25 protein-coding genes and 1 tRNA gene are annotated in these 25,824 nt (G+C 67.7%); 11 read left to right on the plus strand and 15 right to left on the minus strand.

Annotation, left to right across the window (positions count from 1 at the left end):
* The first annotated feature begins 159 nt into the window (after window positions 1–159).
* Genes OF829_RS10335 through OF829_RS10345 form a run of 3 tightly spaced genes read left to right on the plus strand, consistent with a single transcriptional unit; the run spans window position 160 to window position 3,832 of the window.
* On the plus strand, window positions 160–2,295 hold the full coding sequence (locus OF829_RS10335; protein WP_264939930.1) for a ComEC/Rec2 family competence protein: 2,136 nt from the start codon (window positions 160–162) through the stop codon (window positions 2,293–2,295).
* A complete protein-coding gene (gene bla, locus OF829_RS10340; RefSeq protein WP_264939931.1) occupies window positions 2,295–3,176 on the plus strand; it encodes a subclass B3 metallo-beta-lactamase in 882 nt (293 codons plus the stop codon). Before OF829_RS10335 ends, bla begins: the two co-directional genes overlap by 1 nt.
* Entirely contained in the window at window positions 3,173–3,832 is a 660-nt protein-coding gene (locus tag OF829_RS10345; protein WP_264939932.1) for a 2OG-Fe(II) oxygenase, read from the plus strand. Before bla ends, OF829_RS10345 begins: the two co-directional genes overlap by 4 nt.
* Window positions 3,833–3,963: 131 nt before the next feature.
* On the opposite strand, the gene lexA is transcribed toward OF829_RS10345, so the two are convergent.
* From lexA to OF829_RS10385, 8 genes are all read right to left on the minus strand, one after another.
* A complete protein-coding gene (gene lexA, locus OF829_RS10350) occupies window positions 3,964–4,635 on the minus strand; it encodes a transcriptional repressor LexA (protein WP_264939933.1) in 672 nt (223 codons plus the stop codon).
* A gap of 59 nt (window positions 4,636–4,694) precedes the next feature.
* Window positions 4,695–5,879: a molybdopterin molybdotransferase MoeA gene (locus OF829_RS10355; RefSeq protein ID WP_264939934.1), complete on the minus strand. Its 1,185-nt coding sequence runs from the start codon at window positions 5,877–5,879 to the stop codon at window positions 4,695–4,697.
* A gap of 95 nt (window positions 5,880–5,974) precedes the next feature.
* Window positions 5,975–6,946, minus strand: coding sequence for a PilZ domain-containing protein (locus OF829_RS10360; RefSeq protein WP_264939935.1), 972 nt, complete (start codon window positions 6,944–6,946; stop codon window positions 5,975–5,977).
* 103 nt (window positions 6,947–7,049) lie between these two features.
* Window positions 7,050–7,850 carry a hypothetical protein gene (locus OF829_RS10365; RefSeq protein ID WP_264939936.1) on the minus strand — a complete coding sequence of 267 codons (801 nt, stop codon included), beginning with the start codon at window positions 7,848–7,850 and terminating at the stop codon, window positions 7,050–7,052.
* 94 nt (window positions 7,851–7,944) lie between these two features.
* Window positions 7,945–8,409: a cyclic pyranopterin monophosphate synthase MoaC gene (moaC, locus tag OF829_RS10370; protein WP_264939937.1), complete on the minus strand. Its 465-nt coding sequence runs from the start codon at window positions 8,407–8,409 to the stop codon at window positions 7,945–7,947.
* 151 nt (window positions 8,410–8,560) lie between these two features.
* A complete protein-coding gene (gene trpC, locus OF829_RS10375) occupies window positions 8,561–9,346 on the minus strand; it encodes an indole-3-glycerol phosphate synthase TrpC (protein WP_264939938.1) in 786 nt (261 codons plus the stop codon).
* On the minus strand, window positions 9,343–10,338 hold the full coding sequence (gene trpD / locus OF829_RS10380; protein WP_264939939.1) for an anthranilate phosphoribosyltransferase: 996 nt from the start codon (window positions 10,336–10,338) through the stop codon (window positions 9,343–9,345). The genes trpC and trpD overlap by 4 nt, the downstream gene beginning before the upstream one ends.
* A 46-nt stretch (window positions 10,339–10,384) precedes the next feature.
* Window positions 10,385–10,741, minus strand: a complete 357-nt coding sequence (locus OF829_RS10385) for a hypothetical protein (protein ID WP_264939940.1) — start codon at window positions 10,739–10,741, stop codon at window positions 10,385–10,387.
* 197 nt (window positions 10,742–10,938) lie between these two features.
* Between OF829_RS10385 and OF829_RS10390 the strand changes: the two genes are divergently transcribed.
* On the plus strand, window positions 10,939–12,075 hold the full coding sequence (locus tag OF829_RS10390) for a sterol desaturase family protein (RefSeq protein WP_264939941.1): 1,137 nt from the start codon (window positions 10,939–10,941) through the stop codon (window positions 12,073–12,075).
* On the opposite strand, the gene OF829_RS10395 is transcribed toward OF829_RS10390, so the two are convergent.
* Together OF829_RS10395 and OF829_RS10400 are read right to left on the minus strand one after the other, a co-directional pair.
* Window positions 12,072–12,656 carry an anthranilate synthase component II gene (locus OF829_RS10395; RefSeq protein WP_264939942.1) on the minus strand — a complete coding sequence of 195 codons (585 nt, stop codon included), beginning with the start codon at window positions 12,654–12,656 and terminating at the stop codon, window positions 12,072–12,074. The two genes, OF829_RS10390 and OF829_RS10395, sit on opposite strands and share 4 nt — an antisense overlap.
* A gap of 11 nt (window positions 12,657–12,667) precedes the next feature.
* Window positions 12,668–13,732, minus strand: a complete 1,065-nt coding sequence (locus OF829_RS10400; protein WP_264939943.1) for an alpha/beta fold hydrolase — start codon at window positions 13,730–13,732, stop codon at window positions 12,668–12,670.
* Between the two features lie 97 nt (window positions 13,733–13,829).
* Between OF829_RS10400 and OF829_RS10405 the strand changes: the two genes are divergently transcribed.
* Window positions 13,830–14,558, plus strand: coding sequence for a PDZ domain-containing protein (locus OF829_RS10405; RefSeq protein ID WP_264939944.1), 729 nt, complete (start codon window positions 13,830–13,832; stop codon window positions 14,556–14,558).
* A gap of 48 nt (window positions 14,559–14,606) precedes the next feature.
* Here the strand turns inward: OF829_RS10405 and OF829_RS10410 are convergent, their stop codons facing one another.
* Window positions 14,607–15,371, minus strand: coding sequence for a phosphodiester glycosidase family protein (locus OF829_RS10410; RefSeq protein ID WP_264939945.1), 765 nt, complete (start codon window positions 15,369–15,371; stop codon window positions 14,607–14,609).
* 108 nt (window positions 15,372–15,479) lie between these two features.
* Here OF829_RS10410 and OF829_RS10415 point away from each other — a divergent pair, with 108 nt between their 5' ends.
* The gene (locus OF829_RS10415) at window positions 15,480–15,887 is read left to right on the plus strand and encodes a hypothetical protein (RefSeq protein WP_264939946.1); all 408 of its coding nucleotides are present in this window, start codon (window positions 15,480–15,482) and stop codon (window positions 15,885–15,887) included.
* Between the two features lie 120 nt (window positions 15,888–16,007).
* Here OF829_RS10415 and OF829_RS10420 read toward each other — a convergent pair whose 3' ends face one another.
* Complete coding sequence (locus OF829_RS10420) at window positions 16,008–16,769, minus strand: class II aldolase/adducin family protein (RefSeq protein WP_264939947.1); 762 nt, start codon at window positions 16,767–16,769, stop codon at window positions 16,008–16,010.
* Between the two features lie 163 nt (window positions 16,770–16,932).
* Here OF829_RS10420 and OF829_RS10425 point away from each other — a divergent pair, with 163 nt between their 5' ends.
* Entirely contained in the window at window positions 16,933–17,592 is a 660-nt protein-coding gene (locus OF829_RS10425; RefSeq protein WP_264939948.1) for an OmpW/AlkL family protein, read from the plus strand.
* A gap of 61 nt (window positions 17,593–17,653) precedes the next feature.
* Here OF829_RS10425 and OF829_RS10430 read toward each other — a convergent pair whose 3' ends face one another.
* Together OF829_RS10430 and OF829_RS10435 are read right to left on the minus strand one after the other, a co-directional pair.
* A complete protein-coding gene (locus OF829_RS10430; RefSeq protein WP_264939949.1) occupies window positions 17,654–17,818 on the minus strand; it encodes a hypothetical protein in 165 nt (54 codons plus the stop codon).
* A gap of 204 nt (window positions 17,819–18,022) precedes the next feature.
* A tRNA-Glu gene (locus OF829_RS10435) sits at window positions 18,023–18,097 on the minus strand.
* A 173-nt stretch (window positions 18,098–18,270) separates the two neighbouring features.
* On the opposite strand from OF829_RS10435, the gene OF829_RS10440 reads away from it, so the two are divergent.
* From OF829_RS10440 to OF829_RS10455, 4 genes are all read left to right on the plus strand, one after another.
* Window positions 18,271–19,992: a DUF1800 domain-containing protein gene (locus tag OF829_RS10440; RefSeq protein WP_264939951.1), complete on the plus strand. Its 1,722-nt coding sequence runs from the start codon at window positions 18,271–18,273 to the stop codon at window positions 19,990–19,992.
* 13 nt (window positions 19,993–20,005) lie between these two features.
* Window positions 20,006–21,385, plus strand: a complete 1,380-nt coding sequence (locus OF829_RS10445; protein WP_264939952.1) for a DUF1501 domain-containing protein — start codon at window positions 20,006–20,008, stop codon at window positions 21,383–21,385.
* A 106-nt stretch (window positions 21,386–21,491) separates the two neighbouring features.
* A complete protein-coding gene (locus tag OF829_RS10450; RefSeq protein ID WP_264939953.1) occupies window positions 21,492–21,863 on the plus strand; it encodes a DUF2946 family protein in 372 nt (123 codons plus the stop codon).
* 86 nt (window positions 21,864–21,949) lie between these two features.
* Window positions 21,950–24,112, plus strand: a complete 2,163-nt coding sequence (locus OF829_RS10455; RefSeq protein WP_264939954.1) for a TonB-dependent receptor — start codon at window positions 21,950–21,952, stop codon at window positions 24,110–24,112.
* Window positions 24,113–24,131: 19 nt separating this feature from the next.
* On the opposite strand, the gene OF829_RS10460 is transcribed toward OF829_RS10455, so the two are convergent.
* Window positions 24,132–25,721 carry a class II 3-deoxy-7-phosphoheptulonate synthase gene (locus OF829_RS10460; protein ID WP_264939955.1) on the minus strand — a complete coding sequence of 530 codons (1,590 nt, stop codon included), beginning with the start codon at window positions 25,719–25,721 and terminating at the stop codon, window positions 24,132–24,134.
* Window positions 25,722–25,824 lie beyond the last annotated feature (103 nt).

The raw sequence follows: 25,824 nt of genomic DNA on the forward strand, positions 1-25,824 counted from the left end.
TCGCGGTCGCCCGGAGAGAGGCGCTGGCTGCGTCAGGCCGCTTGCGCGTGGCGCCGCCACGCGACTGCACGACCTTCCTTGCCAGCGCCTCTCTCCGGGCGATCACGGCCGTTGCGGAAGATGAGTCTAAGCCCACGCACGGGGGACCTGCCCCTTCAAATGGGGGCGATCAGCCTGTTCGGCCAGATCCCGGGCGCGGTCGAACACTGGCTGGAGGGCGAGCGCGAGCAGCTGATCCTGTGGCTGCCGGTCGCGCTGGGGGCGGGGATCGCCGCCTGGTTCGTGCTGCCGGGAGCGGAGGCGTGGCGCTGGTTTCTGGTGGCGACTGGCGCGCTGGCGCTGCTGGGGCTGGCCTTTTCGGGCGCGGGCCGGGGCGGGCGGGTGCTGCTGGTCGGAAGCCTTGCGATGGCGGCGGGATGTTCGCTGACATGGTGGCGCGCGGAAAGCGTGGCGGCGCCGGTGCTGGCGCGGGCGGCGCTGGTGACCATCGAGGCGCGGGTTGAGCGGATCGAGCAATTGCCGGCGCGCGGGCTGGTGCGGCTGCGGCTGGCGCCCGAGGGCAGGGCGGATTTGCCGCCGCATGTTCGGGTCAATCTGGCGGAAAAGGACGTGCCGGCGCGACTGGCGCGGGGCGCGATGGTGCGGCTGCGCGCGCGGCTGATGCCACCGCCGCCGCCTGCGGTGCCGGGGGCGTACGACTTTGCGCGGGTGGCGTGGTTCGACCGGATCGGGGCGACGGGGCGCGGGTTCGGGCCCGTGGCGGTGGTGAAGCCGGGCGAGGCGCCGGGGGCGGACCTGCGCGCCTCGCTCTCGGCGCATATCCAGAGCCGCCTCGAGGGCAGCGCAGGCGGGATCGCGAGCGCGCTGGCGACCGGGGACCAGGGCGCCATCGCCGAGGCGGATTCGGAGGCGATGCGGCGATCGGGGCTCGCGCATCTGCTCTCGGTGAGCGGACTGCATGTGACCGCGGTGACGGCGGCGGCGATGCTGGTGGTGCTGCGGCTGCTGGCGCTGAGCCCGTGGCTGGCGCTCCGCTTCCGGCTGCCGCTGATCGCGGCGGGGGCGGGGGCGGTGGCCGCGATCGGCTATACCCTGCTGACCGGCGCCGAGGTGCCGACGATCCGCTCCTGCGCGGCGGCGCTGCTGGTGTTGCTCGCGCTGAGTCTGGGGCGTGAGGCGATCACGCTCCGGCTGGTCGCGGCAGGGGCGTTCTTCGTGCTGCTGCTCTGGCCCGAGGCGCTGGCGGGCCCGAGCTTTCAGCTGAGCTTCGCCGCGGTGACCGCGATCGTCGCGCTGCACGAGAACCGGACGGTGCGTGGCTGGTTCGAGCGGCGCGAGGAGGGGCGGGTGAAGCGGCTGGCGCGCAGCCTGGGTTCGCTGCTGCTCACGGGTATCGCGGTCGAGCTGGCGCTGATGCCGATCGCGCTGTTCCATTTCCATCAGGCGGGGGTTTACGGCGCGCTCGCGAATATCGTCGCGATCCCGCTGACCACTTTCGTGATCATGCCGCTCGAGGCGCTGGCGTTGCTGCTCGACACGATCGGGCTGGGCGGGCCGCTATGGTGGCTGACGGGACAGGCGCTCGCGCTGCTGTTGTGGCTCGCGCACGCCGCCGCGAACGCACCGGGGGCGGTGGCGGCGCTTCCCGCCATGCCGGGCGGCGCGTTCGCGCTGATGGTCGCGGGCGGGCTGTGGCTGGCGCTGTGGCGGAGCCGGGTGCGGCTGGCTGGGGCGGTGCCGCTGGCGATCGGGGCGGTCTGGGCGCTGATGACGCCGCCCCCCGATCTGCTCGTCACCGGGGATGGGCGGCACCTGGCGATCCGGATGCCCGATGGCGGGATGGCGCTGCTGCGCGACCGGGCGGGGGATTATACCCGCGACATGCTGGGCGAGAATAGCGGCGATGACGAGCTGGCTTTGCTCGCCGAGCAGGAGGGCGCGCGGTGCAGCGCCGACCTCTGCCTGATCGATGTCGTATCGGGCACGCGGCGCTGGCGGGTGGCGGCGACGCGGAGCAATTATCTGGTGCCGTGGCCGCAGATGGTGGCGCTGTGCCGTTCGGCGGACATCGTGGTGAGCGACCGGCGGCTGCCCGCGGGATGCACGCCGCGTTGGCTCAAGCTCGACCGCGAGGCGCTGGCGAAGAGCGGCGGGGTGGCCATCACCTTCAGCGATGCCCGGGTGCGCAGCGTTGCGGCGACAGGCGGGCACCATCCCTGGGTTGACCCGCCCGGGGTAATGCCGCCACCACTGCACCCGACCCAACAGCCGCCAAGAACAAGTGGACCCCGATGATGCGCGCTCTCTCTCTGCTCCTCCCGCTGATGATGATGATGATGACGGCCGCACCCGCCGCCGCGCAGACGACCGACTGGACGCAGGCGATCGTCGAATGGACGCGGCCGACCACGCCCTTCCGGGTCGTCGGCAATGTCTATTATGTCGGGACGGCGGGGGTTTCGGTCTATCTGATCACCAGTCCGCAAGGGCATATCCTGATCGATGGAGCGATGGATCCAAGCGTCGACGGGATCGTCGCCAATATCCGCGCGCTCGGTTTCCGGATCGAGGATGTGCGCTATCTGCTGATCAACCATGCGCATTTCGATCATGCGGGTGGGCTGGCGAGGCTCAAGGCACTGAGCGGCGCGCAGCTGCTGGCGAGCGTGGGCGACGCGCCCGATCTCGAGGCGGGGATGACCGCGGGGCGGACCGACCTGCTCCATTTCGCGCCGGTGCATGTCGATCGGCTGATCCTGAACGGCATGCATGTCCGCTGGGGGGCGATCGACCTGGTGACGCACCTCACCCCGGGGCACACCAAGGGCTGCACGAGCTGGTCGTTACGGACGGCGGAGATGGGGCGGCCGCTCGACGTGCTGTTCGCCTGCAGCCTGACGGCGGCGGGGCAGGACCTGACGGGGGGGAATCCCGTCTATCCGGGCGTGGCCGATGATTTCCGGAGGACCTTCCGGCTGCTGCGCGGGTTGCAGGCGGACGTGTTTTTGAGCTTTCATCCCGCGGTGTTCGACATGGAGGCCAAGCGGAAGGCGCTGGAAGCGGGGGATCGCTTCGCCTTTGTCGATGCGCACGAATTGGGGCGGCGGGTCGACGCGGCGGAGGCGGCGTTCGAGAAGGAACTCGAGGCGCAGACCGCGGCGAAACGCGGACGGTGACCGGGCCGCTCAAGCGTATTCCGCCGTACCGCGTCTACCGGGATTTCCTGCCGGCCGGCGAGCGCGCGGCCTTGCTCGAATGGGCGATCGCGAACGAGGCGCTGTTCGGCGCGGCGGGGCTTGGGCGGGCGCAGAAGGTCGATCTGACCATGCGCAACTCGCTCAACGTCCGCGCGAAGGTCGCGCAGCCCTGGCGGCGGGTGTTGCGCGAGCGCTTCATGGCGATGTTGCCCGAATGGACGGCCGCGTTCGGGATGGCGGCGTTCGAGGTGAGCGTGATCGAGTTCGACATGATCGCCTATAATGACGGCGCCTATTATCGGCGGCATTCGGACCTTGGTCCGCGTAACCGGCATGGCGGCGATCCGTCATTGCCCGGGCTGCCGGGGGACCGGCTGATCACCGCGGTCTATTATTTCCACAATGAACCCAAGGGGTTCGAAGGCGGCGACCTGAGGCTCTATCCAATTGCGCGGCCGGGGCCGAGGAAGGCTGAGGCGTTCGCCGATATTCCGCCCGAGCAGAACAGTCTTGCGGTGTTTCCGAGCTGGGCGCCGCACGAGGTGTTGCCGGTGCGCTGTGCTTCGGGAGCGTTCGGGGATTCGCGGTTTGCGGTGAATTGCTGGATCCGGCGGGCGCGGGAAACCCCGGTTTAAGCGGCGCTTTGCACCGCGCGCTCACAAGTGTGAGCGCTACCCCTCACCCAGCTCCGACTAGGGCCGCGTGAAGAACGCGACCCAAGTCTGCGCAACCCTCTCCCCTCTGCGAGGGGCGAGGGAAGGTCAGGTCAATTATACCGCCGCAGCAGCCCTGCCAGCTTGCCTTGCACGCGGACCTGCTCGGGGCGGTAGCGCTGGGGGTCGTAGCTGCGGTTCGCGGGATCGAGGCGGACCATCGCGCCTTCCTTGCGGAAATATTTGAGCGTCGCTTCCTCGTCGTTGATCAGCGCCACGACGATATCGCCGTCGCGCGCGGTCTCGGCCTTGCGGATCAGCGCGTAGTCGCCGTCGAGGATGCCAGCCTCGACCATCGAGTCACCCGCCACTTCGAGCGCATAATGTTCGCCCATGCCGAGCAGGGCGGCGGGGACCGGCAGCATCGACGCGCCTTCGAGCGCCTCGATCGGCACGCCCGCGGCGATGCGGCCGTGCAGGGGGATCTCGATCACGTCGTTGGCGGGCTCGGGTGCGCGCGGTGTCATCTGCACCACATTGCCCTTGGGCGCGGCCTTCCTGGCATCGGCACGCTCGGGCATCTTGAGCACTTCGAGCGCGCGGGCGCGGTTGGCGAGGCGGCGGATGAAGCCGCGTTCCTCGAGCGCCGAGATCAGGCGGTGCACGCCCGACTTCGACTTGAGGTCAAGCGCCTCCTTCATTTCCTCGAACGACGGCGACACGCCGGTCTCGTTCAGGCGGTCGTTGATGAAGCAGATCAGCTCGTGCTGCTTGCGCGTGAGCATCGACAGGTCCTCTCGTCGGGAACAGACTGGGAACGTTTACGCAATGTTCCGCGTGCCTGTCAAGCGATGTCGAGGATTTCCACCGAGTCGCCCGTTTTTGCGGGGGGAGCACCCGGCTCGCGGACGATCAGGCAGGACGCGCGCGCGAGGGTGCGGAGCATCGAACTGTCCTGGATCGTCGAGGCGAAGGCGTGGCCATCGCGGAGCTCGGCGCGGAGATAGTCGGTGCGTTCGCCATTGGCGGGGAGCGGTTCGCCGAGCGGGACCGTGCGCGTGGCCGGGAAGGGATCGGCGGCGCCGGAAAGGCGGGCGATCAGCGGGCGGACGAAGAGCTGGGCGGTGACGAAGGCCGAGACCGGATTGCCGGGGAGGCCGAGCACCGCTGTGTTGCCGAGCATGCCCGCCATCATCGGCTTGCCGGGGCGTAGCGCGATGCGCCAGAAGTCGATCGTGGCGCCGGCGGCTTCGAGTGCGGGGCGGACAAGGTCGTGATCGCCGACCGAGGCGCCGCCGGTGGTGACGAGGAGATCGGCCTGGACGGCACGGAAGCCGGCTTCGAGAGTCGGCTGGTGATCGGGAAGGATGCCGAGATCGACGATCTCGACCGGCAGGCCGGCCAGTTGCGCGGCGAGCATCATCCGGTTGGTTTCGGGGAGCTGGGCTTCGGCGAGCGGCGTGCCAGGGGGCACGAGTTCGTCGCCGGTGGCGGCGAGGGCGACGCGGATCTTGCGGCGGACGGGGAGGGCGGCGTGGCCCGAGATGCCGGCGAGGGCGAGACGGGCGGGGGTGAGGCGCTCGCCGGCTTCGATCAGCGTATCGCCCTGGGTGAAGTCGAGGCCCTTGCGGCGGATATTGCGGCCCCGGTGGGGCGGGCCGTCGCCGGTGAGGGTGAGGGCGGTGCCGTCACGGGTCGCCTCTTCCTGGACGAGGACGGTGTCGGCCCCGCCGGGAACGGGTGCGCCGGTGAAGATGCGGACGGCCTGGCCCGGGGCGACCGATCCGGCGAAAGCGCGTCCGGCGGCGCTTTCGCCGATGACGTGCCAGGGGCCGGGCATGTCGGCGAAGCGGATCGCGTAGCCGTCCATCGCCGAGAGATCGGCATAGGGCTGGGTGCGAAGGGCAGGGATGTCCTCCGCGGCCCAGCGGGCGGCGGCTTCGTGAAGGGGGACGTGCTCGACCGCGACGGGCTCGACGAGGGCGAGGAGACGTTGCTGGGCTTCGAGGACGGGGAGGAGGGGTTTCATCGCGGCAAGCGTTGGCGCGGAATGTGGTGAGGATGCAAGGGGCGCTTCAATACATCGCCACCCGGGCACCAGGCCGGGGCGAGGGGGTTTTGGGATTACCCCGCCGCCAACCGTCCCGGGGCGATCATGGCGAGTTCGTGCTGCCTCAGCGGCAGGCGGAATTCGGCGAGGTAGCGCAGATTCTCCGCCTCGATCACGCTGATCGGCCAGCCGGCGGTGCCGGGCAGGCTGAACCAGAGCTGGGTGCCCTTGGAGAAATCGGCTGCAGCCTCGAATTCGACGAGGGTGGGGGTGAGGTTGCGGACCTCGACGTTCCACCAGATCGTGCCCTCGCGGACCCGGCCGGGGGCGTTGATACGGATCGCGTTCTTGTCCGAGGTGAGGCCGAAGCCGCGCTCTTCGTGGATGTCGTGGAGGCGCGGCGCGGGGCGGACGGGGCGGCTCTGCACTTCGCGTAGCCAGGGCATCAGCATTTGCCAGCCCAGTTCCTCGTTGAAGGCGATGCCGGCGAGGCCGTCGCGTTCCCAGCGGACCTTGCCCGCGATCGGGCGGAGACCGTCGAAGGCGAGCTGGACCTCGTCGCCCTCCTGCAGCGCGAGCCCGGTCTCGATGCCGACGCCGGCCTGCGAGATGTCGCGGGTGCGGGTGAATTCGACATTGTTGCCGCGGTGGAGGCAGACGGTCTGGCGGACCTCGACGCGCGGCACGCGGCGGCGCTCGGCGGGGAGGATGGCGAGGTTGCGCGCGAGCGTGCCGACCACGTCCATTGCCGCATCGAACAGGAAACCGGCCTCGCCCTCGCCGAGCCAGGCGATCGTGCCGGGAATGGCCTGGCCGTTGCGGAGCTCGAGGATATGCGCTTCGCCTTCGGCGAGCGCATCGACGGTGAGGCGCAGCGTGGCGCCGGCGGCGGTGAAGCGGCTGATGCGGCAGAGGATGCGGCGCTCCTCACCCACCAAAATGGCGGAATCGAGCGCCGACTCATACCCTTCTGCCGGCGCGGGAAGGGCGGTCGGCAGATCGGCATTGAGCGAAAAAATGGTAGACGACGCAAGCACTTCCGACATTCCACGCCCCGCCCGGTACTTGCCCCGACTGTCAGGCGCGGGGCCTGAAGAAAGCGTTAAGCCGGGGGCCCGTTAACCTCCTAATTTGCGCCGTTACCGGACGTCAGCGCATCGCGGGTCGCCGTTGCAGCTCGACCTCGAAGGTCGCCGCCCCGCGCACCGGCTGGCCTTGCGGATCGCGGCCGGGCGTCAGCAGCTTGCGGTTCATGACCGCGTCGCAGCCGATCTTTTCCGCGCGTTTGTCGGTTTCCGGATCGATGATCTGACAGCCATCCACCACGCCCTCGGGCGTGGCAGTGACGCGAAAGGCGGCATGGAAGAAGTGCGCGTTGCCGGCCATGAAGATCAGCTGCCGGTTCGGGATCCAGTCGTCGATCGGTACCAGCGCCACCGCGGGCGCGCCGCCTTTGGCAAACTGGGCGGGATCGGCGCCCCATTCGATGAGCTGGTCCGCGACGCAGCCCTTGAATGCGCGAACGGCGGGCCCGGCGCTCGGCAGCAAATAGGGGCCGAAACTCTTCGACCCGATCGTTACCGTAAGCGCCGAGGCTCCCGCGAAGGCCTCAAGAAACGCTGGCCTCATGCCGGTGACCGTGACCCCGTGGATGCCTTGCGCGTGAACGGGGAACACGCCAACGTAGCCCTTGTGGACCGGGCCGTCGGCGGCGAACTGGACGGTTGCCGGGACGGGATAACGGCCGCCGAGATCAGGCAGTCCGCGCTCGGCGATCACCAGCGTGAAATAGTCCGAGCCCGGCCGGGTCCAAAGTCCGATCATGTGCGGAGTCGGCTCGGTCACGGTGCGATTGAGCGTGCACATCGCCGGATCGATCTGAAGCGACCAGTCACGCGCGGCACCCTGTGCCGCCGCCGGAGCTGCGGCAAACAGGCACGCCGCGGCCATCGGTAGATAGAATTTGCCCCACATGTCGCGCTGCCCCCATCGCGATTGAAACGTCCAGCCTAGGAGAGGCCGCGTGGGGCTGCAACCGTTCGGATCACGCCTTCCAATCCCCCGATTTGCCACCGGTTTTGGAGAGGAGGCGAATCTCGCCGATCACCATCGCCTTATCGAGCGCCTTGGCCATGTCGTAGATCGTCAGCAGCGCGACGCTGACCGCGGTGAGGGCTTCCATCTCGACGCCGGTCTGGGCCTCGGTGGCGGCGGTGGCGGTGGCGGTGATGCCGGTTTCGTCCAGCGCGAGGTCGATGGCGACGCGGGTGAGGGGGAGGGGGTGGCACAGCGGGATGAGGTCGCTCGTCTTCTTCGCGGCCATGATGCCGGCGATACGGGCCGTCGCGAGGACGTCGCCTTTCCTGACCGATCCTTCGCGGATGGCCGCGGCGGCCTCTGGGGACATGGCGATGCGGCCGGTGGCTACGGCTTCGCGCGCGGTGACGGGCTTGCCGCCGACATCGACCATGTGCGCGGCGCCGGTGGAGTCGAGATGGGTGAGGGTCATACTGTCCCTCTCCCTTTGGGAGAGGGAAGGAGCCGCGAAGCGGCGGGAGGGTGAGGGTGAAGGGTCGAGAGGCAGGTCACCCTCACCCTTCCCACGCCTTCGGCGCGGGCCCCTTCCCTCTCCCAAAGGGAGAGGGAGATTTGTGTAGCCCTCACCCGATCAGCTCCCGCGTTGCCTTTTCGACGTCCGCCTGGCGCATCAGCGCTTCGCCGATCAGGAAGCAGCGGACGCCGTGTTCGGCCATGGCGTCGAGATCGGCGCGCGCCGTCAGGCCGGACTCGGCGACGAAGGTGCAGCCCTCGGGCGCGCGGCCTACCAGTTCGTAGGTGCGGTCAAAGGAGACCGTGAAGTCCTTGAGATTGCGGTTGTTCACGCCGATCAGGCGAGACTTGAGCGACAGCGCACGGTCCAGCTCCGCCGCGTCGTGCACCTCGACCAGCACGTCCATGCCGAGCCCGATCGCGGCGTCCTCGATCTCGGCCATCCGGGCGTCGTCGAGCGCGGCGACGATGATCAGGATCGCGTCTGCGCCGATGCCGCGCGCCTCGATCACCTGCCAGGGATCGACCATGAAATCCTTGCGGAGGACCGGGATCGAGACGGCGGCGCGGGCGGCGATCAGATAATCCTCATGGCCCTGGAAACCCGGTGCGTCGGTGAGGACCGAGAGACAGGCCGCGCCGCCGGCCTGATAGGCGCGGGCATGGGCGGCGGGATCGAAATCGGCGCGGATCAGACCCTTGGAGGGGCTGGCCTTCTTGACCTCGGCGATCAGGCCATAGCCGGTCGCGGCCTTGGCATCGAGCGCGGCGCGGAAGCCGCGCGGGGGCGTTTGCGCAAGCGCGGCGGCGCTGAGGTCGGCAAGGCTGGTCGCGGCCTTGCGCCCGGCGACTTCGACGCGCTTGCGGTCCAGGATTTCGTCCAGCATCGTACTCATGAATAGGCGATCCAGCAGTCGAGCAGCGCATTGGCAAGCCCGTTGTCGAGGACCTCGGCGGCTTCCTCGGCGCCGTCCCGCAGGTCGGCGGCGCGGCCGGCGACCATCAGCGCGGCGGCGGCGTTGAGGAGGACGGCGTCGCGATAGGCGCCCTTCTCGCCGAGCAGCAGCTTGCGCAGCGCCACCGCATTCTCTTGCGGGTTGCCGCCGCGGATCGCGCTGAGCGGGTGGCGGGGGAGACCGGCATCCTCGGGGGTGATCCGCGCGGGCAGGCTCGCGCTGCCCACATTGACGGCGATGCTCGCGCCCTCGGTCGAGAGTTCGTCGAGCCCTTCCTCGCCCGCGATCACCGCGGCGGCCTCGGTGCCGAGCTGCGCCAGCGCCTCGGCAAAGACAGGCGCATAGTCGGGGCGTGCGATGCCGATCAGCTGGCGGGTGACGTGCGCGGGGTTGGCGAGCGGACCCATCAGGTTGAAGATGGTGCGGCGGCCGATGCGCCTGCGGATCGGCCCGATGCGCGCAAGCGCCGGATGATGGTGCTGTGCGAACAGGAAGGCGATGCCGATATCGCTCAGGCTCGCCTCGGCCCGGGCGGTGGCGCGGTCGAGGTCGAGGCCCAGTGCCTCGAGCGTGTCGGCGGCACCGGCCTTGGACGAAGCGGCGCGGTTGCCATGCTTGGCGACGGGGACGCCGCAGGCCGCGACCACCAGCGCGACCGCGGTCGAGACGTTGAGCGTATGGTGGCCATCGCCGCCGGTGCCGCACACATCGATCGCGCCGGCGGGGGCGGCGACGGGGATCAGCCGGGCGCGCATCGCGCGGGCGGCCTCGGCGATCTCGACGCTGGTCTCGCCGCGTTCGGCGAGCGCGATCAGAAAGGCCTCGATCTCGGCCTCGGGCACGTCGCCGTCGAGCAGATCGGCAAAGGCCTGCGCGGCGGATTCGCGCGCGAGCGGCGCACTGGGATCGGGAAGGAGGGCGAAGACGGTCACGGCGTCGCTATCCCGTTCCGGGCGGCCGGAGTCGAGATAGAATTGCTTAGGGCGCGTCACCCTTGAGGCGATGATAGCGATTGTTGAGTTCCGCCACATCGTTGGGGGTGAGCGTCACCGGACCCTCCGCGGAACGGTAGGTCATCTTGGCGCCCGGACCATCGCCATGGAAGGGGAGCGACGCCAGCGCCTGTTGCATCAGCGGATCGTCGAGCGGGGCGGCGAGCTGGCTGGTCCGGATCGCCGCCCTGGAGACCGGGATGCCCGGATTGCCCGGCCATTCGGTCATCTCGGGCTGGTTCACGGGATGCGCGGGCGAGAAAAGGCCCCCGACGAGGCGGATCGTCACCGCCATTACGATCAGGAAGCCCAGCCGCCACATCAACCGATTCAGGAAGCCCATCGCCCTCGCTCCGCCTTGCCGGAGCAAGGAAGCCAGAGCGAGCTTAACATCGGGTAAGGGCGGTACGGAGGGTGAATTGATCGATGCTCAATTATAAACTATACACTGCTCAATTAATTCGCTAGGCGGGCGGATACGGAACATTCACGCTGGGCGGGCGACGACTGGGGACGCTCGGGGCAAAGGGGGAAGACGCGATGCGCAAGTGGCTGAGGCAGCTTGAAAAGGATCTCGAATCGCCGATCGAGGTGCGCCGGTTCGGCAGCGGCTGGTTTTCGGGGCTGTTCGGGCTGGTGCTCGCGGTTTCGGGGCTGTGCCTCGTGGTATCGCTACGTTGGCCCGATCTCGCCTCGATGCCCGAACTGGCGGCGCTCCGGGCGGTGCCCTGGTTCCGCGGGCTGGTCCATGCGGTGCTGATCGCGGCCTATGCGCTGGCGTTGCTCAGCCTGATGCTGCGGCCGCGCAAGGCGATCGGCGCGACGGCGCTGGTGGTGGTGATCGCCGCGACCCTGCTCGGGGGCGCCAATGTCCAGCCGCACGAGACGCGCGACTGGGGCATCTTTTTCGGCGTCGATTTCTTCGTGATCAATCTGGTGATGATCGGGCTGATGTTCGCCCCGGTCGAGCGGATGTTCCCGCACCGGCGCGGCCAGCGGCTGTTCCGGCCCGAATGGGGCGAGGACCTGTTCTACTATCTGGTGAGTTCGATGCTGATCCAGCTGACCACCTTCCTCGCGCTCGGCCCGTCGACATTGGTGATGGCGGCGACGGGCGGGTTCGGCGAATTTCGCGCCGCGGTGGCGGGCCAGCCCTGGCTGCTCCAGTTCGTCGAGGTGCTGATCGTCACCGACCTCGCCCAATATTGGTTCCACCGCGCCTTTCACCGCATCCCCTTCCTGTGGGGCTTCCACGCCGTCCACCATTCGGCGAAGTCGATGGACTGGCTGGCGGGCGCGCGGATGCATTTCGTGGAGATCGTGGCGTTGCGCGGGCTGACCTCGCTGCCGCTGCTGACCCTGGGGTTCAGCCCGTCGGTGATGCAGGCTTATGTGGGGTTCGTGTTTATCTATGCGACGATCGTCCACGCCAATTTGCGTGGTGATTTCAACCTGTTGGGGCGGTTCGTGGTCACGCCGCGCTTTCATCACTGGCACCATGGAATCGACGACATCGCGGTGGACAAGAATTTTGCGATCCATTTTCCGCTGCTCGACCGGCTTTTCGGGACCTATCATTTCCCGAAGAGTGAATGGCCGAGCGGCTATGGCGTGCCGGAAAGCGTGCCGCGGGGATATGCAGCGCAGTTGCTCTATCCGTTCCGGCGGAAGGGTTAGGCCAGCGCCTTCGCCTCTAGCCCCGCGAGGCGCATGAAATTGGCCAGCATCGCATGGCCGTGTTCGGTGGCGATGCTTTCGGGGTGGAACTGGACGCCGTGGATCGGGAGGGTGGCGTGGCGGAAGCCCATCACGGTGCCGTCCTCGGCGGTGGCGTTGACGATCAGGTCCGCGGGCACCTCCTCGACGATCAGCGAGTGATAGCGCGTCGCGGTGAAGGGCGAGGGGAGGCCCTCGAACAGCCCGGTGCCGTCATGCGAAACCGGGCAGGTCTTGCCGTGCATCAGCCCGCCGCGCACCACTTGCCCACCGAAATGCTGGCCGATCGCCTGATGGCCGAGGCACACGCCGAGCAAAGGCTTGCCCAGTTCGGCGCAGGCGGCGACCAGGTCGAGGCTGATCCCGGCCTCGTTGGGAGTGCAGGGGCCCGGCGAGATGAGGAAGGCCTGGGCGTTGCTCGCGATCGCGTCGCGCGCGGTGAGGGCGTCGTTGCGGACGACCTGAACTTCGGCGCCCAGCTCCATCAGGTAATGGACGAGGTTCCAGGTGAAGCTGTCATAATTGTCGAGGACGAGGATCATGGCCGCGCCACTTAGTGCGTCGCCAGCAATTGCGCCAGATCGGCTTTCCAGAACCTGGCCCAAGTGTGTGTCCCATGCCCGCGCGTTTCGGTGGTGGCGGGAATCAGGATGAAGCGCGCGTGGGGCATGCGCTTCACTTCGCGCTCGGCGATGCCGAGTTCGGGCGGGTTGATGAAATCGTCGGCCGAATTGATCCACAGGACGGGGACGGTGATCCGCTCGAGAAAGGGCGAGGGATTGTAGTTCCGCGAGGCTTCGAGCCAGTAGATGGTGTCGTTCGCGTCGGCCATGGTCGCGAAGCGCGCAGCCATCGGGCCGGCGAGTTCGGCCTCGAGTTTCTCGCGGGTGGGGAAGTGGTCCTGCAGCATCAGCGGGTTCGCGCCCGCGATGATCGACAGGCTGGTCGCGGTGCGCATTCCGGACAGGGGCTGGGCGGTGTAGTTGCCATTGTCCCAGGCCGGATCGGCCTCGATCGCGTCGATCGAGAGCTTGCGCCACAGCCGGTTGCGGCCGGCAATCTCGACCGGCTGGCACGCGAACGGGGCGAGGCGTTCGGCGAAACCGGGGTGGGTCGTGCCCCAGACAAAGGCGTGCATGCATCCCATCGAGGTACCGAGGATCAGCCGCAGCCTGGTCACGCCCAGCCCATCGACCAGCAGGCGGCGCTGGGCCTCGACCATGTCGTCATAATCGTAATGCGGGAAGGCCATGCGCAGCCCGTCGCTCGGCTTGGAGGAGCCGCCATGGCCGATATTGTCGGGCAGGATGATGTAATGGGTGGCGATGTCGAGCGGGGCGCCGGGGCCGTAAAGCTCGTCGGCGAACTGGGGCTGGAGGAACTGCTTGCCGGTGCCGCCGGTGCCGTGGAGGACCATCACCGCATTGTCGATCCGGCCGTTCTTGTCGCGGTGCGGGAAGCCGAGCGTGGTGTAATGCATCCGCAGCTCGGGGAGCTTCTCGCCCGATTTGAAGGCGAAATCGTGGAGGGTGAAGTCGCCTTCCTTGATCGGCCAGTCCTTCGCGGCGGCGGGGGTAGCGGTGAGGATCAGGGCGAGGAGAGTGAGAAGGATGCGCATGGAGGCATGCGTAACCCAAATCCTCTCCCGAAGGGAGAGGGGGCCGCTTGACTCCGGGCGGCCTGCTGCGTTTCGTGGCGCGAGGGAGGAATCGGCGATGCCTGGTTTGATACTTGCGGTCGCGCTTTCGACTGCCGCGACGCAAACCGCGGATGATATCGGAACGCGGCCTTCCTTCGAGCAAGGCGTCGCGCTTGGCGAGCGCGCCATCAAGGGCAGCCTGATCGACCCGGGTTCGGCGCAGATCGAATGGCCATATGATTTTACCGGCGGCTCGCTGAAGCCCCTGATCGGGCGGCGTCAGGCGGGCTATTATACCTGCGGTTGGGTCAACGCGAAGAATCGGATGGGTGGCTACACCGGCCGCGTCTGGTTCCTGCTGATGATCCGTAACGACGTGGTCGTCTCGCTGTCCATCGGTTCGGTGGATGGCGTCGACACGGCCACAGCGACCTGCCCGGGCTTGCTGAAGCGGGGTTTTCTCAGGGCGGCTCCCTCGCGAAATGCCGGTCCGCCGAGTCCTCAGGCGTCGAGTGCGCGAGCTGCATTGGGGGACGGCGAAGCGCCGAATTCGGAAGCCCCCGTTCAAACCGGATTTGGGGTCACATTCGTCCAGACGCCCTTTGGCGCGATGATCACGGCGATCGCCGCGGGTTCGCCGGCCGAGAAGGCCGGGCTGAAGCCAGGCGCAGTCATAGAGAGTGTGAACGGGATCCAGTTCAAGGGCTTCGATCTCGCGACCATGCAGAACGTGCTGCAGGCGGCGCACGGGACCGTGACCCTGGGAATTGTTGGCGTAGGTGATGTGAAGGTCGTTCGCCCCTAGGCGAAGAAACGGCCGGGGCCCGGCCTTTGCCGGGATGACGCGCGGGCTCTAGGGCCGCTGCAGCGCCACGACCATCGGGCCGATGTCGGCGCCTACATCCCTGCGGGCGGCAACCGGATCCCATAGCCGCGACACCGCGCCGTCGAGGAACAGTGCGTTGGGCGCCCCCAGCCGGTCGCGGAACAGCCGGGCGAAGCGGCCGAACGAGACGGGTTGGTCGCTGATCGCGAACCAGGCGGAGCCGTCCGCCGAGATGCCGACGCCGTTGCGGGTCTGGAGCGAGGTGCCGTTCTCGCTGATTTCGGGGTGGAGCTTGCCCGCGATCACCAGCATCGGGCCCGACTGGGTGGCGAAGCGGACATGATCGGGCTTGGCCTTGGCGAAATCATCGGTGGTGGCGACGTGCCAGCCCGCCGCGTCGCCATAGAAGACGCCATTGGGCTTCATGTGGAAATTGCCGGGGCCGTCCTTGCGGTTGAGCGGTACCTGGACCGCGCCGTCCTCGACATAATAGCCGATCGGCGCGCCCTCAGGATCGTACATCCCCGCGTTCATCGCGAAGGCGAGGCGGGGAAAGCGTTCGCCGAGCCGCGCCTCGAGCTTGTCGAAATCGCGCATCGGCTTGCCGTCTGCGCCGCGGTCGGCGAGCAGAAGGTCGTGCTTGCCCGGCTGGGCGCGGCAGACGGTGAAGGCCGAGCCTTCGAATTCGACCCTGGAGCAAGCCGCGGCGATCCCGTCGCGGGCCTTGGGGGCTCCGCAGGCGGCGAGAAACAGGAGTCCGGCGAAGGCGGCGAGCCGGTGGAAGCAGGTCATGCGCACCACTTAGGGACTGGAAATCCCCGGACAAGCCGCATTGCGGCCACAGTGGGACGCAACGGTGCGCAGCGCAGGGACGTTGTACGGGGGCAGAGGAGTTTGACCGTGTTCGCCAGATTGATGTTCGCCGTCCCGTTGCTGCTGATCGCCACGCCCGCCCTTGCCCAAAAGGAGGGCGGGGCCCCGCCGCCGCAGCGCGTGCGGAGCGTCGTGCTCTATGGCGAGGAGCAATGCCCCAAATCGACCGACCCCGACGAGATCGTGGTCTGCGCCCAGGGCGGCGATTCGCCGTACCGCATCCCCAAGGAGCTTCGCGACCAGCCCAATGAGAGCGCCGCCGCGCAGAGCTGGACGCGGCGGACCGAGACGGTGACCGAGGTCAACCGCGCGGTGCTGCCGGGCAGCTGCTCGCCGATCGGATCGTACGGGCAATCGGGCTGCTCGCAGGCGATGATCCGCGAATGGTATCGCGAGCGCGCGGACCAGCGACGCAAGGCGGGGCGGGTGCCTTAATTCCCTCTCCCTTTGGAAGAGGGTGAACCTTGCCGTTCCATTCCGACCTATCGTTCGGTCACCCTCATCCTTCCCAACGCTTCGCGGCGGGCGCCTTCCTTCTCCGGGAGGGAGAGGGAACTACTCCCGCCAGCTCCGATCGATCCGGTCGACCAGCCGCACCATCGCCGCGAAATCCGCCGCGCCCGCGCCGCCGGGAATCTGGACCTTGGAGAGGTCGCGCTGGTGCACCGCGATCACCTCCGGCGGCACCATCAAAGGCTTGCCCATCGACAGCGTCGCCATCTGGATCTCGCACGCGCGCTGGAGCGACCAGTGCTTGAGGAACGCCTCGGGCAAGGTCCGGCCCATGGCCAGGATGCCGTGGTTGCGCAGGAACATCACGCGCTTGTCGCCCAGATTGGCGATCAGCCGCTCGCCCTCCTCCGAACGGACCGTCACACCCTCGAAATCATGATAGGCGATCTGGCCGATGAAGTTGCACGCGTAGAAATTGACCGGCTGGAGCCCGCCCTCGAGCGAAGCCACCGCCATGCCCGCGGTGGTATGCGTGTGCATGATGCAATGCGCATCCTCGAGATGGCGGTGGAACAGCGAATGCTGGACGAAGCCGGCAAGATTCACCGGATAGGGGTTATCGTCGAGCTTGTTGCCGTCGATATCGATCTTGACGAGGTTCGAGGCCTTCACCTCGCTGAAATGCAGCCCGAACGGGTTGATCAGGAACGCGCTGTCCTCGCCGGGCACCTTCAGCGTGATATGGTTGTAGATCATCTCGTCCCAGCCGAGCATCGCGAACACGCGGTAGCAGGCGGCGAGCTGCTGACGGGCTTCCCATTCGGCCTCGGTGACCTTCGGCTTTTCCTGAAGCGCGGTGGCCATGATCCCTCTCCTCGGTTTTCGTAAGCGCGGTATGCCATGCCATCACGCATCGGCGCAACGCCGAGGTTGAATCCGTAATCTCCTCAACCGGAGAATTACCAAAATCCGCGCGATCGGGCGGCGCCTAGAGCGGCCCCCTCGAAACACCAAGAGGACAAGTTCGATGCGCACGACCCTGATTATCGCCCTGGCGGGCACCGCGCTGTTTGCCACCCCCGCCTTTGCCCAGAACGACCGGGAGGCCGGTGACTGGCTGGTGCGCGCCCGCGCCATATTGGTCACGCCGAACGAGGAGAGCGGCGCGGTGACCGGCATCGCCGGCAGCGGGGCGACTGTCGATGACGACGTGATGCCGGAGGTCGACTTCACCTATTTCGTCACGCGCCACATCGGCGCCGAGTTGATCCTCGCCACCACCAAGCACAATGTGAACGGCGCCGGATCCATCGCCGGACTCGGCCGCATCGCGAGCAGCCGGGTGCTGCCTCCCACGCTCACGCTGCAATATCATTTTGCCCCGGGCGGCGCGGTGCACCCCTATGTCGGCGCGGGCGTCAACTACACCATTTTCTATTCGGAGAAGGCGACTTCGTCGCTCAACACCGCGCTCGGCGCGACCACGATCGATATGGAAGACAGCGCCGGCTACGCGCTCCAGGCGGGCGTCGATATCGATGTGGGCCACAACCTCTTCATCAACGCCGATGTCAAATATATCGACATGGACACGACCGCGACGCTGAGGTCCGGCGCCACGGTGCGGACGCTCGACGTGAGTATCGATCCCATCGTCGCATCCGTGGGTGTTGGCGTGAAGTTCTAAGGAACGCTCACCTCGCCACGCTTCAGCCTCTCCCGGTGATCCCCCGGGAGGGGCCGGACTGCTAGTTGCGGAAGAGCGGGGTGCGGTTCCAGCCGCCGAGCAGGCCGAAGCGGCGCACGCGCCGGAGCCGGTCCGCGGCCTCGTGCAGGGCCTGGCCCTCGGCCAGCGAACGGGCCTGGCCCGCGCGGGCGTCAAGTTCCTGAGCGAGAGTGATCTTCTGCCCCATGTCCACAAGTTATCCACAGATTTGTGAACAGGCAATGACGAAGGGGTTAACGCGCGGATGAGCCGCAGCGGGGAGGAGATCCTGGATTTGGGGAGAGGCCACCCGGCAGCCTTGCTGCCGTCACCAGCGGCCGAAAACGTGCCCCGCACGTTTTCGAGTCCGCTGTCACCACGCGAAATCATCGCCCCGCGATGATTTCCAGCGTGGTGACCCCTACGAGAATCGAACTCGTGTTTTCGCCGTGAGAGGGCGACGTCCTGACCGCTAGACGAAGGGGCCATGCGCGGAAGCGGGGCTACTAGGGGTAGCGGCGCGGGCCGTCAAGCGCCCGAGCGGGCGCTGGCGAACGCAGCGTTCATGCTTTGCTTTGATGATTTCGTCATCCGGCGATGTTCGGTTATCCTGGCTGGAAAATATCCGCCGGACAGGGCGGAACAGGACTGGGGGGCGCCGTGAGCGAGGAAGTCGAAGCCGGGAATCCGGAGCCTGAGGCCGATACCGCCGCGGAGCCGGTACCGCCGCTCGCCTCCGGCGCTTCGATGCTCGCGATGTTGCCCGCGCTGGCGTTGGCTGCCTGCGACGCGGGGGGAGGCGGCGGCGGTGGCGGCGGGATCGTCACCCCCGGGCCGTCGCCCGCGCCGGTTCCCACCCCGACACCGACCATCGCGGTCACCCGCGTCCAGGCCAGCCGCTTCCTCGCCCAGGCCAGCTTCGGTGCGACCAAGGCGGACATCGAGGATGTGATAACACGCGGCTATGACGGCTGGATCACCAACCAGTTCGGCCTGACCCGCGCCACCACTCATTGGAACTGGCTGAGCCTCAAGGGCTATCGCGACGCGCAATATATGAATGACGAGCGCGGCTTCGATAACACGATGTGGCGCCAGATCATCTCCGACACCAATCAGCTGCGCCAGCGCGTCGGCATGGCGCTGCTCGAAATGCTGGTGGTGGGGATTGCGGGGGTTCAGCTCAATTACGTCCAGTTCGCGATGGCGGCCTATGCCGATGTGCTGCTCGACAATGCCTTCGACAATTTCCGCACGATCATCGAGAAGATCACCTTCAACGCCGCGATGGCATCGTATCTGACCTTCCTCGGCAACCGGAAGGCGAACATGGCGACCGGCGCGGTGCCCGACGAGAATTATGCGCGCGAGCTGATGCAGCTCTTCACCATGGGGCTCTACCGGCTCAACATGGACGGATCGCTGGTGCTGTCGGGCGGCAATCCGGTCGAGACCTATACCCAGGCCGATGTTTCGGGGCTGGCGCGGATCTTTACCGGGCTGACGTTCAGCAGTTTCGATTTCACGACGCCCGATCATTACGAACAGCCATTGGTCTTCAACGATCAGCATGAGACCGGGGCGTCGAGCTTCCTCGGCGTCACCGTGCCCTCGGGCACCAGCGCGGCGAATTCGCTCAAGACCGCGCTCGATACGATCTTCAACCACGCCAATGTGCCGCCCTTCGTCTCGAAGCAGCTGATCCAGCGGCTGGTGACGAGCAATCCGAGCGCGGCCTATATCAACCGCGTCGCCAATGTGTTCGCCAACAACGGCTCGGGCGTGCGCGGCGACATGAAGGCGGTGGTGCGCGCGATCCTGATGGATGCCGAGGCGCGTGCCGATCCGCTCGCCAGCGCGACCAGCAGCGGCAAGCTGCGCGAGCCGGTGATGCGGCTGACCGGCTGGGCGCGCGCGTTCGGCGCGACCTCGCCCTCCGACACCTGGCAGATCGGCGACACGAGCAGCTCCAGCACAAGGCTGGCGGAATCGATGGGGCGCAGCCAATCGGTCTTCAACTTCTTCCGCCCCGGCTATAGCCCGCCCAACACCGCCATCTCGGCCGCCGGACTGACCGCGCCCGAATTCCAGATCACCAACGAGCTGAGCGTCGTCGCCTATATCAACTTCATGGCGGTGGTGATCTCGAACGGGATCGGCGATTTCCGCGCCAACTATACCACGATGCAGGCGCTGGCGGCCGACAGCCAGGCGCTGGTCGACGAGATCAATATCCTGCTCGCCGCGGGGCAGCTGACCAGTGCAACCGTCGCCTCGATCAAGGCGGCGGTGGACAGCGTCGCGTTCGGCGACGGCTCCAACCGGGTCTATACCGCCATCCTGCTGACGATGGCTGCGCCCGAATATCTGACGCTGAAGTGAGGGGAGAAGGCCGATGAGCAGTGATCAATCCCGCCGCGCCTTTCTCAAGCGCTCCGCCGCTTTGGGGATCGCGGGCGGCGTCACCCCCTTCGTCACCCAGCTCGCCGGGATCGGCGAGGCGGCGGCGGCGACCGCCTCCGACTATAAGGCGCTGGTCTGCGTCTTCCTCTATGGCGGCAACGACTATGCCAACACGCTGCCGCCCTATGACCAGGCCAGCTACGATCTCTACAATGCCGCGCGCCCCGCGCTGGCGCATACGCGCGCTTCGCTCGCCGCGACCGCGCTGAGCCCGTCGGTGGCGCTGCCCGGCGGGCGGCAATATGCGCTCGCGCCGACCATGGCCTCGCTGATGCCAGTGTTCGATGCGGGCAAGCTCGCGGTGGTGCTCAATGTCGGCACGCTGATCCAGCCGACCACCAAGGCGCAGTTCAACGCCCAATCGGCGCCGCTGCCCCCCAAGCTGTTCAGCCACAATGACCAGCAGTCTTACTGGCAAGCCTCGAGCCCCGAGGGCGCGGCGTCGGGCTGGGGCGGGCGGCTGGGCGACCTGATGCAGAGCGGCAACGGGACCGCGACGCTCACCTGCATCAACGCGGCGGGCAACGCCGTCTTCATGTCGGGCCGCACCGCGATCCAATATTCGGTGAGCACCAACGGCCCGATCGCCCTGCTCAACAATAATACGACCCTGTTCGGATCGAGCACCGCCGCCAGCACGCTGCGCAGCCTGATGAGCGCGCCTCGGACGCACATCTTCGAGAATGAGCACGCCAAGGTGAGCAAGCGCGCGCTCGACACCTATACGCAGGTGAGCACCGCGCTGGCAGGGGCCCCCGCGGCGGGCTTCACTCTCTTCCCGAGCGGCAACAATCTGGCCGACCAGCTTCGCATCGTCGCGCGGCTGATCGCCGTGTCGCAGGAACTGGGGGCGAAGCGGCAGGTGTTCTTCGTCTCGATCGGCGGGTTCGACATGCATGACAGCCTCGCCGCGCAGCACCCCACCCAGATCGGCCTCGTCGCCGATGCGATGCGCGCCTTCTACGACACCACCGTCGCGCTGGGCGTGTCGGACAGGGTGACGACCTTCACCGGATCCGATTTCGGCCGCACGCTCCAGCCCAACAGCGACGGATCGGACCATGGCTGGGGCGCGATGCACTTCGTGATGGGCGGCGCGGTCAACGGCAAGCGCTTCTACGGCACGCCGCCCGCGATCGGGAACAACACACCCGACGATGTGGGGCAGGGGCGGCTGCTTCCCGCCATCTCGGTCGATCAATATGCGTCGACGCTGGCGACCTGGTTCGGAGTGAGCGCGGGGAACATGGCGACGGTGCTGCCCAATATCGGCAATTACAACGCCTCGACCTGGAACCTCGGGTTCGTCTGAGCCGATTGCGGGACAATCTGGTGCGCATCGCGCTTGATTCGTGATACATTGCAACATATCGACCGGATCGATGGCATTGGGTAGCAGGTCGGTGCGCGGCAGGCGCATGGGGACGCATCAGGCGAGCCGCCTGAGCGCGGCCTGGCTTGCCGTTCTCGCGGCGGTGCTGTTCGCCTTCCTGTCGCAGAGCATCGTCACCCAGACGCACCAGCATTACGACTTCGCCAAGCTGGCGCAGGCGGACGGTGCGGCCCCGCAAAAGCCGGGCAAGCCAACGCCCGGCGATTCGCAGAACAACTGCCCGATCTGCCGTGAACTCGCCCATGCAGGCCCGGTCCTGCTGCCCGCGCCGATCGGCCTCGACGCGCCCGCGACCGCGGGCTTCTGGCTGGCTGTAACGCTCCTTCTCGGCCTCTCGCTCACCGGGCGCTCGCACGCCTGGCAGAGCCGCGCACCCCCGATCCGACTCCAGGCCTGACGGAATCGTGACCGCGACAGGGGCGCCATGCGCTCCGCCCGCCGGATTCCGTTCCCGTTTTCAAAGTTTTTCCGGAGTCCGTTTCCATGCGTCATTTCTTCCTGCTCAGCGCGGCCACGCTCGCGCTCGCGCTTCCCGCCGCGGCCCAGGCCGCCCCCGACGACACCCCCGCCGCCTCGCCGACCCCCACGGCGAGCGATGAGGATCAGAGCCAGGATCATAGCAGCGAGATCGTCGTCACCGGCGTGCTCCAGCAGAGCGAGAAGGACGTGCTCTCGGGCACCTCGTTGGTCTCGGGCGAGGCGCTGACCCGCGATCTGCGCCCCAGCATCGGCGAGACGCTGGCGCGCCAGCCCGGCGTTTCGGCGACCTCGTTCGGCCCGAGCGCCTCGCGGCCGATCCTGCGCGGTTTCCAGGGCGAGCGCGTGCGCGTGCTCACTGACGGGATCGGCGCGATCGATGTGTCGAGCACCTCGGCCGATCACGCTGTGATCATCGATCCGCTGCTCGCCGAGCGGGTCGAGGTGCTACGCGGACCCGCTGTGCTGCTGTTCGGCTCGTCGGCGATTGGCGGGGTGGTCAATGTCATCGACACCCGCATCCCGCGCCGCGTGCCCGAGAATGGCTACCGGCTCGACGCGATCGCCACCTATGGCTCCGCCTCCAACGAGCGTTCGTTCGGCGCGGCGGGCGATGCCGCGATCGGCGGCAATTTCGTCGCCCATGTCGATGGCTCGTACCTCAAGACCGAAGATCTCCGCATCGGCGGCTATGCGCTGACCCCCGCGGCGCGCGCACAGGCGGCGGCCGCCGCGGCGGGCCCGACGCTCCCCGACGACCCTGATTTCGCCGCGACCGCCGCGCTCAAGGGCACGCTGCCCAACACGGCGGCGGAAACCTGGACTGCCGGCGTCGGCCTCGCCTATGCCAGCGACAACGCCAATATCGGCGTCTCCTACTCGCACTATGACAGCCTGTACGGCGTTCCGATCCGCTATGCGCTGGCATCGGGCGAGGAACAGGAGGCGCCGCGGCTCGACGTGCTCCAGAACCGCTTCGATATCCGCGCCGATGTGAGCACCGGCGGCGGTTTGCTCGACAAGGTCCGCTTCCGCGGCGGCTATGCCAATTATCGCCATTTCGAGCTCGAGGACACCGGGGCGATCGGCACCGCCTTCTACAACAAGGGCTATGAGGGGCGGCTCGAATTCGTCCAGGCCAATCGCGGCGGCTGGCAGGGCGCGTCGGGCGTCCAGTATTTCCACCGTGACTTCGACGTGGTCGGCAGCGAGGCCTTCCTGCCGCGCAGCACCAGCAGCCAGGTCGGTATCTTCACCCTCCAGCAGGTCGATCTGGGCAAGTTGCGGGCCGAGGGCGGGCTTCGCTACGAACGGAGCACGCTGACCTCGCGGCCCGATGCCGGCGACCTCCGCTTCCCCGCCACCTCGCGCAGCTTCGATGCCATTTCAGGCTCGGCGGGTCTCTCGCTCGAACTCGCCGAGGGCGTGCGGATCGGCGCCAATGTCTCGCGCACCGAACGCGCGCCCAGCGCCGACGAGCTGTTCGCCAATGGCGGCCATGCCGGCACCCAGGCCTGGGAGCTGGGCAACCCCGATTTCGGGCTCGAACAGTCCTGGGGGCTGGAGACCACGCTCCATGTCCACAAGGACGGGTTCAGCTTCGACGGATCGGCCTATTATGACTGGTTCAGCGGCTATATCTCCGAGGACCAGGTCGCGCAGAGCGTGTGCCAGGCCGCCGCGGCGCCGAGCGGACGGACGGTCGATCTGCCCTGCTTCCGGTTCAGCCAGACCGACGCGCGTTATTATGGCGTCGAGGGCGACATGTCGGTTCGGCTCGCGACGATCGGCAGCGCGACGCTCAATTTCGACCTGCTCGGCGACTATGTCCACGCCTCGGCCAATGGCAACAACCCGGTGCCGCGCATCCCGCCCGCGCGGCTGCTCGGCGGGTTCGAGCTGCAATCGGACACCGTCACGGGCCGCATCGAGGCCGAGCATGTCTTCGAGCAGAACCGCATCGCCCCGTTCGAGACCCCGACCGCGGACTATACGCTGGTCAACGCCTCGGTCGCGATCCGGCCGTTCGCGAACAACCGCAAGCTTTCGCTGACGCTGAGCGCGAACAACATCTTCGACGTCGATGCGCGGCGGCATTCGAGCTTCCTCAAGGACTTCGCGCCGCTCGCCGGGCGGGACTTGCGGGCGACGGTGAGGCTGGGGTTCTGAACGGGCAGGAGGGGGTGGCTTAAGCCGCCACCTTCCGCCGCTCCGCCATCTCCTCGTTCAGCATCTCCGCCAGCAAGAACGCCAGCTCTAGGCTCTGCCCCGCGTTCAGCCGCGGATCGCAGTGCGTGTGATACCGGTCCGCCAGCGATTGCTCGGTCACGTCGATCGCGCCGCCGGTGCATTCGGTGACGTTCTGGCCGGTCATTTCGGCGTGAATGCCGCCGGCGTACGTGCCCTCGGCGCGGTGGACGGCGAAGAAGCCGCGGACTTCGGCGAGGATGCGGTCGAAGGGGCGGGTCTTGTAGCCGTTGGCGGCCTTGATGACGTTGCCGTGCATCGGGTCGCAGCTCCACACCACCGGATGCCCCTCGCGCTTGACCGCGCGGACGAGGCGGGGGAGGCCGGCCTCGATCTTGTCGTGGCCGTAGCGGGTGATCAGGGTCATGCGGCCGGGGATGCGCCCGGGGTTGAGCGTGTCGAGCAGGCGCAGCAGCGCGTCGGGCTCGAGGCTGGGGCCGCACTTCATCCCGATCGGGTTGCCGATGCCGCGCAGGAACTCGACATGCGCGCTGCCCTCGAAGCGGGTGCGGTCGCCGATCCAAAGGAAGTGCGCGCTGGTATCGTACCAGTCGCCGGTGAGGCTGTCCTGGCGGGTGAGGGCTTGCTCGTAGGGGAGCAGCAGCGCTTCGTGGCTGGTGTAGAAATCGGTGGCTTTGAGCTGGGGGACGCTGTCGGCGTCGATCCCGCAGGCCTGCATGAAGTCGAGCGCCTCGCCGATGCGGGCGGCGACGTCGGCATATTTCTTCGACCAGGGGCTCTTGCCCATGAAGTCGTGGGTCCAGCGATGGACCTGGTGGAGGTTGGCATAGCCGCCGCTGGCGAACGCGCGCAGCAGGTTGAGGGTGGCGGCGGACTGGCTGTAGCCCTGGATCATCCGCTGGGGATCGGGGATGCGGTCCTCGGCGGTGAACTCGATGCCGTTGATATTGTCGCCGCGATAGGAGGGGAGCTCGACGCCGCCGATCGTCTCGGTGTCCGCCGAGCGCGGCTTGGCGAACTGGCCCGCCATGCGGCCGAGCTTCACCGTGGGGAGCTTCGAGGCATAGGTGAGGACGACCGCCATCTGGAGGATGACGCGGAAGGTGTCGCGGATATTGTTGGGGTGGAACTCGGCGAAGCTCTCGGCGCAGTCGCCGCCCTGGAGGAGGAAGGCCTTGCCCTCCGCCACGCGGGCGAGATCGGCGGTGAGGTTGCGCGCTTCGCCCGCGAAGACGAGCGGGGGGAAGCTGCTGAGCGTGGTGGTCGCGGCGTCCAGCCGCTCCTGATCGGGGTAAGTCGGGAGCTGACGCGCCTCGGCGGCCTTCCAGCTGTCCGGGGTCCAGCTGGAGAGGTCGTTCTCGGCGGCGCGGACATGGACATACCAGTCCTGATGGTGTGCGATGCCGTTGGCGGCGATCTGGTTGACCACCGCGGGGTTGGCGCGCTTGCCCTCTTCCTCCCAGCCCTGGACGGTCGAGCCCGGCGTATCGAACCAGGCGCCGAACGCGGCGCGGGAGAGAGAGCGTTCCTCGCGGAAGCGGCGGATCTTGGAGCCTGCTAGCGTCGTCATGGGCGGGCCTTACCCGGAGAGGGTAAAACGACGCAACCCCAAAATTTATCCGCGCGGGGTAAATTCTGCCCCAGCCTGTCCCGAAGCGTGACGCCGGGCGACT

Origin of the sequence: Sphingomonas caeni, from assembly GCF_026013415.1 — a bacterium.
Classification (GTDB): Bacteria; Pseudomonadota; Alphaproteobacteria; order Sphingomonadales; family Sphingomonadaceae; genus Sphingomonas; species Sphingomonas caeni.